Raw genomic sequence first — 13351 nt, forward strand, 5'->3', positions numbered from 1 at the left:
GATATTTTGCAGTCCTCTATTTTATAATCTATTCTTTTGTTTCATGAACAAGTGCTCCACTTTTGTAAAAACAACCAAAGACCACATAAAAGTGGTCTTTTTTATGAAAAAACAACAATAAAATTTAATGCACTCTAAGGATTAAAAAAATATTATCATTTTATATAATTTTTTTCTTATAACGGACTTTCAAAAGTATATATAATATCCACCGTCCCATTTTGATGAACATTAATTTTTTGAATTAATGTTTGAAATACGTGAATTAAATCTAGCTCTTGCTTTTGTAACTGCTCAAATGCTTGTTTTATCGTTTGAATATCAATTTGAACATGATTGCCATTTTGCATCACAAGTAATTCATGATCCGCTTTGAGTATTTCCACTTCCAGATCGTTCCGTTTTTTTTCAAACTCTTCTTTATTAATAAGTTCTTCTAAATACAAATCTAGTAGCGTTTTTTTCTTTTGCTGATTTGTGCTCATAAGCTTTTGTAACTTTCTTATCTTTTCCTCTTGCCCCTTTTCGACATTGCTTTGGAGCCTTAAAGTAACAGACTCTCCTTTTTCCACTAATAACTTTATGACAAACTGATGAAAATACCCATATTGAATCGGCACATGATTTACACAACCATGTTTTCCTGCCCGATGGTATTGAGGACACTTTAAATATTTCCATTCTGTTCACTCTCCACTTTTCTTTTTCAAATAAGACTGTACAATTATCATATTAGAACCACGGACTGCGCATTTTGCTAGATTGCGAATTTCATTCCAAGTTGTAATTTTTTTATTTTTCTATTTTCTTGATTCCATATCTCTTCTTCAACAATCTTAGGATGATGATTAAGAAAAACATTCAAACATAAACAAGTAATTAATTTTATAGAAGAACTAATATCTGTTACTCTTTTAAACATTTTTTATAAAGTATCATTACCAGTTTAAAAACAAAGTTCCTTATTTTTATCCATTAAGTTTTTTGGTAATTAACCATTTAAAGTCGGTTACCTCTAAGTACAGGAAATTGTCTTTTTCTATGTGAATTTTGCTTTGCTGACAAAATCCATATTTTATTGGTACTATCTCTGATACAAAATAATATAAAAATCACATGTTTTTTTATAAAATAAACAATATACAACAAGACAGACAACAATAAGCATATAGGAGAGGAGGATTCACATGGCGAAAAACGGTGAACCTGGAAAAGGGCGCATTGGCGCAGTAAAAGGGCGTAGTCAATTGCAAGGTCCAAACGGAAATTGGATTAAACGTGACAGTACAACTGGACGATTCCTTGATCAAAAAACCAGTAGTCCAGCACCTTTCAAAGGCGTGAGAAAAGAAAAGTAATTCTCCACAGCTATCTATTATTAAATAAAACAGCCATCAATATTGATGGCTGTTTTATTTATGAAGAAAGTATTTTATCAAATAACAGACATATTTACCCTTACATCGAGAGAGTAATATACTTAATTTTCTTTACTTACAAACCTTATATTTCATAGGATCTCGTCCCACTTTTTCTAAAATTTTACTCGGTAAAGAAGTAGTAGTGGTATAACATAAACCTTCAAGTTCTTTTGATTAAATTTTTTTTAAAAAGAAAAGGTACATCCCAAATGAGAAGAATCCTACTTGTCCAAACATGTAGGGCATGGTACCCTTTGTCTCTGATATATCTTATTTATAGTTTGTTTAATTGACTATGTCTTTTAGAATACATAAAATATACGATTACCCCTATAAATAACCAAATACCGAAATAAACCCAGGTTTTTAAAGGGAGATTTACCATTAAAAATAAGCAACATGTTATTGAAATAATCGGTAAAATTGGTACCAGTGGTACCATGAAACCACGTTTTAAATTTGGATGTGTTTTACGAAGAATAATAACTGACACACCAACCATCGCAAATGTTAATAACGCTCCAATATTCGCTAAATTCGATAATTCTTTTAAATCGATAAATCCAGCAATTAAAGCACTACCAATACCTGTTAACCAAGTTGAGAATACTGGTGCTTCTGTCTTCTTATTAATTTTCGCAAACGATTTTGGTAATAAACCGTCACGACTCATCGCAAAGAATACACGTGTTGTTGCATAAATGTAAGCGAAAATTACAGCCATAATACCAATTACAGCTCCAATTGCGATTATACCCGCTACTTTATCTTGTCCTACAACTTCTAATACGTAGGCCATTGCTTCTGGTACATCTAATTCCTTATAAGAAACCATACCAGTCATAACAAGACAAACTATAACATAAATAATTGTACAAATAACTAGCGAAGCAATAATACCAATCGGTAAATCACGTTGTGGATTTTTTACTTCTTCAGCAGATGTTGCTAACGCATCAAATCCTAAAAAGGCAAAAAATACTGCAGCTCCTCCGGCAAAGATTCCGCTTATACCATAAGGTGCAAACGGGATCCAGTTTTCTGGTTTTACGTAAAATATACCAACTGAAATGAATAAAACAACAATACCAATTTTTATTAATACCATTGCGTTATTCACTCGCTTACTTTCTTTCGTTCCTTTTGATAATAACCAAGTTAATAACAAAGTAATGATTACTGCTGGTAAGTTAACGATTCCACCTTGTGTTGGAATTGTTAAAAGTGATTTTGGTATCTCAATCCCAAACCCGTTTAATAAGTTTTGAAAATAGCCTGTCCATCCACCCGCTACCGCGGCAGTTGTAACTATATATACAGACAATAAAGTCCATCCCATTAAGTAGGCTACAAACTCACCAATCGTCGCATATGAATAGGTGTATACACTACCAGAGACTGGAAGAGCAGATGCGATTTCCGCATAACATAGGGCTGCAAACCCACAAACAATTGCAGCAATCATAAATGAAAAAATAACTGCTGGACCCGCATCTCTTGCGGCTACTAATCCAGTTAATACAAGTACTCCTGTACCAATTATTGCACCAATCCCTAGCATGGTAAGATCAAATGCTCCCAATGTTTTTGTCAAAGTCTTACTTTCACCATCTTCTAATAATTTCCTTACTGATTTTTTCCTAAATAAGTTGGCCATAACACACGCCTCCATTTATTAAAAAAGGAGCTAAGATATCGTCTCCTAGCTCCCCTTAAGTAAAATAATTTTATTTTATAAGATTATTCAATCGTTATTTTACCTCATTGGCAACAAAGAAATGCTCACATACAGTTGAAATACGTTTTAAATCCACATTGCCACCTGAAATAACCGCTACTACTTTTTTACCCTGTACATATTTATCAACTTTGCCTGCCAGAAGTGCGGCTGTGGCTAACGCTCCCGCTCCTTCTACGACAGCCTTTCCGCGTTGCAATAAGTCTTTCATCGCTACTTCTAATTCTTCTTCCGATACAGTTACAATTTCATCTACTAGGTCTTTTACAATTTCAAAAGTTAAATTTCCTGGTATTTTTACCGCACAACCATCCGCTATTGTTGGTGCTTCATAGTGTTCTAAAATTCTCCCCGCATCATAAGAAGCTTTCATTCCATGAACATTATCTGCTTGAACCCCAATAATATTAATGGAAGGATTAAATGATTTCAGCGCTACAGCAATTCCTGAAATAATTCCTCCTCCACCAATAGGTACAATAACAGTATCAACATCCCACATATCATCCAGAATATCTAACCCAATTGTCCCTTGGCCAGCCATTACTTCTACATCATCATATGGATGTAGGTATGTTTCGCCTGTTTCTTTTATAATCTCTTCACACTTCGCTTTTGCATCATCAAACGTATCACCGTATAAAATAACTTCAGAACCATATCCTCTCGTCGCATCCACTTTAGCTTGCGGTGCAGAGGTTGGCATCACAATTTTACTTTTGATTCCTAGTAAATGGGAAGATAGTGCCACACCTTGTGCATGATTTCCAGCTGAACAAGCGATTACACCACGTTCTTTCTCTTCATTTGTTAGTTGGGAAATTTTATTAAATGCACCACGAAATTTAAATGAACCCGTTAACTGCATGTTTTCCAGCTTTAAATAAATTTCTCCACCCGTTTTACTAGTTAAATAGAAAGATTTAACCAAAGGTGTTTTTCGGGCATTTACATCAAGAATTTCTTTGGCTTTTTTAATGTCAGTGATATCTAACAATACTTTTTTGGTAATCATACTAACACTTCTTTCAATTCTTTAAAGTCCAAACCTAGCGTCATACCTAAATTTTCGTAGGTAATAATACCTTTATATACATTTACCCCAGATGCTAATGATGATTTATTTTGAATTGCATTTTCTAATCCATCTTTAGAAATTGCTAATAAATACTCAATATTTCCATTTGCCAACGCCATAGTTGAAGTACGTGGGGTGGCACCAGGCATATTTGGTACTGCATAATGAATTACGTCATGTTTAATAAATACAGGATTATCATGAGTTGTATAATGATCAATAGTTTCTACTGTACCACCTTGATCTATTGCGATATCCACAATGACACTTCCTGGCTTCATAGATTGAACCATATACTCTTTAACAATTTTAGGAGGGCGAGATCCTGGTATTAAAATTGTTGAAATAAATAAATCTGCTTCTTTAATCGTTCGCTCTAGATTTTCAGTATTAGATTCAATTATATTTACTTCTTCTGTTGCGTATTGCTTTCTTAAATATGCAATTCTTTCTTGATTAACCTCTAGGATTGTAACACTACATCCAATTCCAATTGCCATATCACAGGCATTAGTTGCAGCATTCCCTCCACCTAGGATTACAACTTTTCCGGCTGGGATTCCCTCAATACCTGATAATAAAATCCCCTCTCCTTGATGTTGTTTTTCTAAATAATAAGCTCCCATAAATACCGCACGTCTTCCAGCAATTGCACTCATAGGTTTTAATAATGCTAAATTTCCATCCTCACTAATAGTTTCACCAGCAATCGCAGTAGTACCAGCATTTCTCATTGCTTCTACACACTCTTTCGACGCAGCCAGATGTAAAAAGCCCCAAACGATTAGATCCTTTTTAAAGTAATGGTATTCTGCAGGTAGTGGTTCTTTTACCTTTACTACCATATCAACATCCCATGCCTGGCCTTGATTTACTATGCTTGCTCCTGCACTTATATATTCATCATTTGTATAACCAGAACCTAATCCAGCATCTTTTTGTACTAAAACTTCATTTCCAGCTGAAACTAATTTTTGAACATTTTCTGGAGTCATCCCTACACGAGCTTCCCCTTTTTTTATCTCTTTCACTACACCAATTTTCATATCTACACATCCTTTTTTAGAGTGAGTTATAAATTAAATTAATTATTGTCAGATAAATATAAGATTCTAAATATTCATCCTTACAATATTTTTCAAATATAATTTAATTTATAACATTGGATTGCACCTACAAGATACCATTAGTAAAAATAAGAGGTCAACAATTTTGTGAAACATTTCACAAAATGTTTTATTTAGTTGATTTTCTATATTTTATATCGAAAATATGATTGAATCCCTCAATACTTTGTGATATTCTTCACAAGAATATATCTTCTCTTTTGAATTTCGATTTACCATTTTACTATATCAAAATATTAAAATACCTCATTTATTCTTATTATTCATATAAAAGAAATCTCGTTTTTAACTTCATGTTTCGGGTTAAATTAAAGAATTTCTTTTAATGTATAATTCATTGAATTTTACTCGCCTCAAATCATGTGAAAATTTTCACATGATTTGAGGCGAAATTAAACTTTCTTTACTTATACGTTTAATTTCTTTTTTATTTAGTATCTGAAATGTATTCAAATTCTCTAGCTGGTAAGGATGAGGGGCGGCTATTTGTATGGATACAGGATATACTATCAAATAATTTAACAAACAGGATAAAGAATTCATAAGAGAATTTATATATTTTTCTAATTGGGAGTGATTATTTTGTCACAACAACAACTAAAAAAGGATATTGGTTTCTTTGCAGCATTAACCACAGTTATTGGTACCGTTATCGGCGCCGGAGTATTTTTCAAGCCCACTGCATTATATGGAGTAACAGGAACAGCTAGCCTAGGATTACTTGCATGGGTAATTGGTGGTATCTTGACCGTTTGCGCAGGACTAACTGCTGCTGAACTATCTGCCGCTATTCCTGAAACGGGGGGAATGATGGCATATTTAAAGAGGACTTATGGAAACTTAACTGCTTTCTTGCTTGGCTGGGCACAAACTGTCATATACTTCCCTGCAAATATTGCAGCTCTTGCTATTATTTTCGGGACACAAACGGTTAGTTTATTTGGCCTAAATGTTAATGAACACAAAATGCTAATTATCGCAATTGCAATTATCACAGCAACATTTGTAACTCTTATGAACTTTTTAGGAGCTAAAGCAGCTGGTGGAATCCAAATGGCTTCGACTATATGCAAATTGGTTCCATTAGCATTGATTATTATTTTTGGATTACTACACAAAAGTGACGTTACTTTTCAGCTTTTTCCAATTGAGGCAGGGCCGAACAAATCTATGATATCTGCCCTTGGATCTGGTTTACTCGCAACAATGTTCGCCTATGATGGATGGATTCATGTAGGGAATATTGCTGGAGAAATGAAAAACCCTAAAAAAGACTTACCTAAAGCAATCGTATTAGGATTATCAACAGTAATGGTTGTTTATTTATTAATTAATGTCGCGTTTCTAATGGTCATGTCTGCAACATCGCTCGCAGGTACTGATACACCCGCTTCTCAAGTAGCTACAATTCTTTTTGGAGCTATGGGAGGAAAACTAGTTACCATTGGCATTTTAATTTCCGTATTTGGAACGATTAATGGTTATATTATGACAGGAATGCGAATTCCTTATGCCATGGCTATTGAGAACAAACTACCATTTAGTAAATGGTTTGCTACACTATCTAAAAATAGTCGGGTCCCTTATAATTCTGGTCTATTTATGCTATTTATTTCAATTATTATGATGGCCGTCGGCGGATTCAATACTCTTACTGATATGTTGGTATTTGTAATATGGATATTCTACACAATGACATTCCTTGCTGTATTTATCTTACGAAAAAGAGAACCTGATCTTGTACGACCTTATAAAGTTCCATTGTATCCTTTTATACCATTAGTTGCTATTATTGGCGGATTGTTCATTGTTATTAATACCTTATTCACTCAACCTCTACTAGCTTTATGTGGAATAGGTCTAACAGCACTCGGCCTCCCTATTTATTACACTATGCGTAAAAAGGTACAATTTGGTTTAGAAAATCATAACGAGTAGACCAGTCTTTCTTAAAGATGTGATACAAAATTTTATGATTAGATTGCAATTAATAAATAGTCTATTTTACTTCTTTATCCTTCTAAAAGATACATTAGTCTAACAAATAATAAACAAGGAGAACCCTTTTTGGGTTCTCCTTGTTTATTATTTGCCAGTGTTCTAGTTTTTTACCCTAAGTTAATTTACGCTTTATCCATGTTGCATTCCTACCTTTAGAAACCAATTTAATATATCCCTGTGAATTTAAAGCGTGTAATGTTTTATTTATAGTACTTTCACTTATGTCTGGATGCATGTTTCGAATATTTTCTTTAGTAAAAGGATGATTTTGCCTGTCTATGTATTTCTCAATTCTTTTTCTTTTAGTATGAGTGCTTATACAATTTTTTATTAAATTACCTAATTCTTCATATGCATCTAAAACAATATCTAAAAAAATTTTCATCCAGAAAACTACATTATGATCTCCTTGATGCCAATTAGCTGCAGATTTATACAGAGCATCATAATAATCTAATTCATATTTTTTAAAATATTTCTCTATACATGTATATTTTACAAATGTATATCCACTTTCAATTAATAACCATTGAATTAATATTTTTGCTAACTTGCCATTCCCTTTATTAAATGGATAAATACATAGGAAATTTAATATAAATTGAGGAATCAGTAGGAGCGGATGAAAATTCCCTTTAGCCCTTAATGTATTATATTGTTCGCATAGCTGATACAAATATTGCGGAACCATATCATATAAAACAACTGTACTTAATTTGGATTGATTATTTAACATTGGAATACACGATAATACAAGTTCGTTTTTTCTCCAATTACCACTTTCAGACGTTGAATAATTCAGTAATTGGAAATGCAGTTCTTGAATTGTTTGTGGTTTAATAGGCAGTTTGTGATTTTCTTTTTGCACAAGTTCTAATGTTTTGCAATAACAAAATAAAGCGTCCTCTTCCAATGTTTGAGGGCTAACATGATTAGAAACAAATTTTTTCAACTGTTTATTTGAGAATGTAAACTTGTCATATATATTAGGAAAAGTTTTAATATATTGTAGGGATATACTCTTTTCCAAAAGATTAAAGATCTCTGGTTTTTGAGTTTGATATGCTGATATTTCTCCTTTATATTCACTGATTTTACTTATAATATTTATTAGTTCCCTTTTAAATTCTAAATTTGTATATTTTTCTTCAAAGAAATTTCTCATCTCGTTCCCTCCTTTCCCTACGGTTTATTGCCAACTTTGTATGCTCCATTATCCCCCTAATTTTCACATTTCCTACTGTATGCTTATTGTTTTATAAATGCCCATTAAGGATGTAATTAAACGGTAGCCAGATGCACACAGGGACCGCTCTCTTCTTATTAATGTATGTATTAGATTGCTAATGTTAATTAATAAATAAAAAGGCACTCTCTTAAATTTTTAAAAAAGTGCTTTTTATTTAATCAAATTTGTCTGCATTTAGTGCCTTAATAGAAAGTATACAAAAAAGGTATCAATCCTTTGTGAAAGACATAACATATTTAGCTATAAATAGTTATATTGATTCTAAAAATGTTCAATCTTGATATGTTATGAACTAATATCATGAAGGCCATTAACTTCTTAATAATGTTTATAAAATGATTCTTTACAAGGCGAAAGTACTGTATTTCAGTTTAAACAAACATTTTTCTATAGTATTTAATTTCAGATTACATTAGATTAGATACATTTAAACTTTTGCCAAGCATTTATATATCCGACATAATATAATAAGATAAATTCACCTTATAGTATTGGTGACATGGTTTCTTTTAATGTATGTACAGAATGATTAAAGTTAAACTTTTCTTCCTCATTTAACTCAATTTCTATAATTTCCCGAATACCTTGACGATTTATAACAGCAGGAACTCCTATATATACATCATTATGACCATATTCATTTTCAAGGTATGCAGATACTGTTAATACACTATTTTCATGATGTAGAATTGCCTTTGTGATACGTAATAAAGACATTCCAATTCCATAACAGGTTGCTCCCTTACGTTCAATTATATGATAGGCCGCATCACGTGAACGAACAAAAATTTCGTCTAAGTCACTTTGATTATACTGACTTTTATTTTCTAAAATGGTTTGTAGCTTTTGAACGCCAACTGACACATGACTCCAAACCGGAAGCTCCGTATCACCATGTTCACCAATTATATAAGCATGAACATTATGAGAATCGATTTCAAAATATTCTCCTAACATGTAACGGAAACGTGCAGAATCAAGTGTTGTACCTGAACCAATTACGCGTTCTTTCGGCAATCCAGATTCTTTCCAAGTTACATATGTTAAAATGTCCACTGGATTTGTTGCAATTAAGAAAATACCATCGAATCCGCTTGACATGACATTACGTATAATTTCTTTAAAAATCTTAGTATTTTTTTCAACTAAGTCTAAACGTGTTTCACCTGGTCTCTGTGGCAATCCGGCTGTTATTACAACAATTTGTGCATCTTTACAGTCCTCACAGCTACCCTTCCATACTTTTGTTGGTGATGGTGAAAAAGGAATTGCATGACTTAAATCCATTGCTTCTCCTTCTGCTCTTGCTTCATTTACATCTACAAGAACGAATTCTTCTGCCAACCCCTGATTAATCATACAATATGCATAACTACACCCTACGGCCCCTGTACCAATTAAAACTACACGATTAATATTTTTATTCATTTATAGATCCCTCACTATTTATGTTATGTTTTTGTGCATTGTTGTTATTCTAATAAAAAGAGATTTAATTGATTTTGAATAAACAAATAATGAACTCGAAATACATTAATGTTCAATACCACATAGTTAAACTTAAATTCCTTTTCATATGTATTTCCAGCAAATATTGCTCCAACATTATTTCTTATTTAACTCAAAAAAATATTATGTATAGCTTCACTAGATAAGATAATTTTTCTTTATCTACATTTCAAAGATTCTTTGATATTCTGTGAAAAATCTAGTTTATACATCTAGTTAAATAAAATTGTTAACGCTTACATTTTTATTAAGATTCACTAACGGATTATCACTTTTCATAATGACATTCATGCTTATATTATCTTCATTCAAATCTAATTACTGCAAATTTTTATTTTGTATATCGAAGGTTATTTCACCTATTTTAGCAATCCCCCCCTAAAAGCACTTCTATACCAAACAAACTTTTTCAAAATTCATTTTCTAGTAAACCTCCCACTGATTTTTTAGAGTTTTCTGTAATAAATTCGACATGTGATCTTGCATTTTATATTAACAAATTTAGGTCACATAAGTTGTGAATGTTTTTTGTATATTTCCCTTCCCTTATATGTCTAACAAAAACAAATAATATATTTTATAAAAGAAAAAAATATATTTAAAAGAATTATTAAAACGGTATTTCCGGCTAATTAGGCCAACTGATATAAAAATAACATTCAAAATAATTATGTTATTTTTATACGAAAATGATTATATTAGTAGCTTAAATTTTTATTTGTGTTTGTAATGGGATGTTTTCCTCACATTGAGATTCAACTAAATCGCCCTTCTGTTCAGCTGTAGGGTTGTTTTGGGTTATATAATGATATACCATGCCAACAAATACAGATCCACCAATAATATTTCCAATTGTAACTGGAATTAAATTATAAATAGCCCCACTAAAAGAAATAGTATTGGGATGTGGCGATACCAGGGAGATTGCAAATAGCGATAAATTTGCAATGCTATGTTCATATCCAGATAAAAAGAATGTAAAAACCAATAACATCATAACAATTATTTTTGCTGTATCCCCTTTTACTTGAGAAGGAAGGAAGCATGCTAGACAAACAAGCCAATTACATAAAATAGCTTTGAAAAATAGCTGTATTGTCGGTGTATTCATTTTTACTTCAACAACATTACTTATCAAATGTTCATATTCAATTTGATCAAAAATACCAGTACCATAAAATAATAACGCAAAAAATATTGCACCTACCAGATTACCTAAAAAACAAGCACCCCAGTTACGACAAGTATCTAAGACCGTTGTTTTTTTTCGTAAGGTCGAAATTGTAAAATACATTGTATTCCCAGTAAATAATTCCGCTCCACCATATATTATTAATATAAGTGCAATTCCAAAAAATAAAGAAGCACTTAAATAAGTTGCAGGTGAATTTACAACGTGAAAAAAATCCCCTAATTTAAAACATAATACTATAATAAATCCAATATAGATGCCGGCTAGTAATGCACGAACAAAATATTGTATTGGGTTTATATCTAATATTTGTTTCTTCTTTTGTGCAAGTTTTATAGCATCAGCTATCCCTTGTTCTAACATAAAATTACACACTCCTTTAGTTCATGGTTATTATAAATAATCCTAAGAATAAGCTACATGTTTCAATATTTACTTTCAAGATTTTGTTCAATATTTCACAAAATAAACATACTCACTTTACAAAATGATTCAAATGATGTGCAATCTGCTATATTCACTAAATCCTAGAAGGTGCATAATACACGAATATACCTAGTGAATATAGAATAAAAGAATAATTAATCTGGTATAAAAAGTTTTAATTTATCATGTTTAGGAAAAGCACTCCATCTTAATTTTTACTTACTTGTATAGTGATCTATCAGGAAATTATTCGCATTTATACATAAAAAAACTTTAATTATAAGGTTACAGTGTGTTTGTATGCGTTATTCTTTAAAAATTGAAGAAATACTACTAGCAGCAAACATATTCAACATTTTCCATCTGAAATATCTTAGTAACATTTTTAAAATTTCCTCTAACCTATGAGTTTAATGGGATCATCTTTGTATCTCATTACCCGAATAAAGATAATTTGTGACATATTTTAAAATAAACTATATATCAAGCAATCTGCTTTTTAAAATTGTTATAATATGAACGAACATCTTTGCTCAACACTTCACAATCGAAAGGAGAAATTGATATGAGAAAACGAAAACGCTTAGTAATAATCGGTAATAGTATATCTAGTTTACGCTGTATTGAAGAGATTTTAATACAAAATCCTAATATGTATAGCATTTCTATTTTCAGTGATGAACTCTATCCTCTCTACAATCAAATAAACACTATTTCATTACAATTAGATATTAAAAATAGAATACAAAAGCAATATAATTGGTACAAACAACATAATATTAAGCTTTTTACAAACGAAAAGGTAATAGAAATTGATCGTGAGGACGAGGTCATTGTTACAGATAAACGCCGTATTGTTTTCTACGATAAACTCATCATTGCAACAGGATCTACTGCTTTTATTTTTCCCGTTAAAGGACTGCAATTATTGGGAGTAAATAAACTTAGAACAACTGAAGAAATTCAATTTCTATTAAATATTAAGAAGCATGCAAAAAAAGCTATTATTATTGGTAATGGCATGCTCGGTCTAAAAATTGCACAAAATTTATTTGATTTTGGAATAGACGTCCACGTAGTTCATTTCAGTTCACACTTAATGGCAAAACAAGATATCTTGGCTTGTTCATTACTATGTAACAAGCTAAAAGCAAAAGGGATTCAATTTCTCATGGAAAAAAACACGGTTAAAATCCTAGGTACAGACTATGCAGAGGGGATCCAATTCGAAGATGGCACTATTAAAAAATACGATTTAATTGTAATACCTATTGGTAGGCGACCTAATACACATTTAGCAAAAAAAGCTGGCTTATATGTTAAACGTGGCATAGTTGTTAATAAGTATATGCAAACAAATGATAAATTAATTTATGCAATTGGTGAATGCACTGAACACAATGGTATTACATTAGGATTTCCAGCCCCCCTCCACGCACAAGCTACTGTATTAGCCGAGCATATAACAAATGTACAGACAAATACTCTTTTTGCATAATTTCTTAGTTAATTAAAACTAATTCTTTATAACTTTTATCTAAAAAGCTCTTCTTAATAATTGTTTAAGAAGAGTTTTAAACCTTTGAAAACGTGTTAAAGAGAACACTGTA

9 protein-coding genes and 1 pseudogene are annotated in these 13351 nt (G+C 31.5%); 3 read left to right on the top strand and 7 right to left on the bottom strand.

Annotated elements, in window-relative coordinates; translation table 11 throughout:
- Window positions 1-176: 176 nt before the first annotated feature.
- A pseudogene (locus DOS87_RS18015) lies at window positions 177-859 on the bottom strand (recombinase family protein); the annotation flags it as partial.
- 328 nt (window positions 860-1187) lie between these two features.
- Here DOS87_RS18015 and DOS87_RS18020 point away from each other — a divergent pair.
- Window positions 1188-1358, top strand: a complete 171-nt coding sequence (locus DOS87_RS18020; protein WP_176281439.1) for a hypothetical protein — start codon at window positions 1188-1190, stop codon at window positions 1356-1358.
- 337 nt (window positions 1359-1695) lie between these two features.
- On the opposite strand, the gene DOS87_RS18025 is transcribed toward DOS87_RS18020, so the two are convergent.
- The 3 genes from DOS87_RS18025 to ald all read right to left on the bottom strand — a co-directional run bounded on the left by DOS87_RS18025 (window position 1696) and on the right by ald (window position 5283).
- Entirely contained in the window at window positions 1696-3078 is a 1383-nt protein-coding gene (locus tag DOS87_RS18025) for an amino acid permease (RefSeq protein WP_208730094.1), read from the bottom strand.
- 94 nt (window positions 3079-3172) lie between these two features.
- Entirely contained in the window at window positions 3173-4174 is a 1002-nt protein-coding gene (gene tdcB / locus DOS87_RS18030; protein WP_029442949.1) for a bifunctional threonine ammonia-lyase/L-serine ammonia-lyase TdcB, read from the bottom strand.
- Complete coding sequence (gene ald / locus DOS87_RS18035) at window positions 4171-5283, bottom strand: alanine dehydrogenase (RefSeq protein WP_071714106.1); 1113 nt, start codon at window positions 5281-5283, stop codon at window positions 4171-4173. Before ald ends, tdcB begins: the two co-directional genes overlap by 4 nt.
- 663 nt (window positions 5284-5946) lie before the next feature.
- On the opposite strand from ald, the gene DOS87_RS18040 reads away from it, so the two are divergent.
- Complete coding sequence (locus DOS87_RS18040) at window positions 5947-7302, top strand: APC family permease (RefSeq protein WP_097925525.1); 1356 nt, start codon at window positions 5947-5949, stop codon at window positions 7300-7302.
- Between the two features lie 175 nt (window positions 7303-7477).
- Here the strand turns inward: DOS87_RS18040 and DOS87_RS18045 are convergent, their stop codons facing one another.
- The 3 genes from DOS87_RS18045 to DOS87_RS18055 all read right to left on the bottom strand — a co-directional run bounded on the left by DOS87_RS18045 (window position 7478) and on the right by DOS87_RS18055 (window position 11678).
- Entirely contained in the window at window positions 7478-8530 is a 1053-nt protein-coding gene (locus DOS87_RS18045) for a Fic family protein (protein WP_208730095.1), read from the bottom strand.
- 567 nt (window positions 8531-9097) lie between these two features.
- The gene (locus DOS87_RS18050) at window positions 9098-10042 is read right to left on the bottom strand and encodes an L-lactate dehydrogenase (RefSeq protein WP_001038829.1); all 945 of its coding nucleotides are present in this window, start codon (window positions 10040-10042) and stop codon (window positions 9098-9100) included.
- A gap of 787 nt (window positions 10043-10829) precedes the next feature.
- Complete coding sequence (locus DOS87_RS18055; RefSeq protein ID WP_000893013.1) at window positions 10830-11678, bottom strand: formate/nitrite transporter family protein; 849 nt, start codon at window positions 11676-11678, stop codon at window positions 10830-10832.
- A 628-nt stretch (window positions 11679-12306) separates the two neighbouring features.
- On the opposite strand from DOS87_RS18055, the gene DOS87_RS18060 reads away from it, so the two are divergent.
- Entirely contained in the window at window positions 12307-13239 is a 933-nt protein-coding gene (locus DOS87_RS18060; RefSeq protein WP_001231611.1) for an FAD-dependent oxidoreductase, read from the top strand.
- Window positions 13240-13351 lie beyond the last annotated feature (112 nt).

The sequence above is a fragment of the Bacillus sp. CR71 genome (assembly GCF_003429245.1).
Lineage (GTDB): Bacteria > Bacillota > Bacilli > Bacillales > Bacillaceae_G > Bacillus_A > Bacillus_A thuringiensis_S.

Bases quoted from the DNA above. Each gene is read 5' to 3' on its own strand.
- DOS87_RS18055 (WP_000893013.1), bottom strand. From the start codon at position 11,678: ATGTTAGAACAAGGGATAGCTGATGCTATAAAACTTGCACAAAAGAAG.
- DOS87_RS18045 (WP_208730095.1), bottom strand. From the start codon at position 8,530: ATGAGAAATTTCTTTGAAGAAAAATATACAAATTTAGAATTTAAAAGG.
- tdcB (WP_029442949.1), bottom strand. From the start codon at position 4,174: ATGATTACCAAAAAAGTATTGTTAGATATCACTGACATTAAAAAAGCC.
- DOS87_RS18020 (WP_176281439.1), top strand. From the start codon at position 1,188: ATGGCGAAAAACGGTGAACCTGGAAAAGGGCGCATTGGCGCAGTAAAA.
- ald (WP_071714106.1), bottom strand. From the start codon at position 5,283: ATGAAAATTGGTGTAGTGAAAGAGATAAAAAAAGGGGAAGCTCGTGTA.
- DOS87_RS18060 (WP_001231611.1), top strand. From the start codon at position 12,307: ATGAGAAAACGAAAACGCTTAGTAATAATCGGTAATAGTATATCTAGT.
- DOS87_RS18050 (WP_001038829.1), bottom strand. From the start codon at position 10,042: ATGAATAAAAATATTAATCGTGTAGTTTTAATTGGTACAGGGGCCGTA.
- DOS87_RS18025 (WP_208730094.1), bottom strand. From the start codon at position 3,078: ATGGCCAACTTATTTAGGAAAAAATCAGTAAGGAAATTATTAGAAGAT.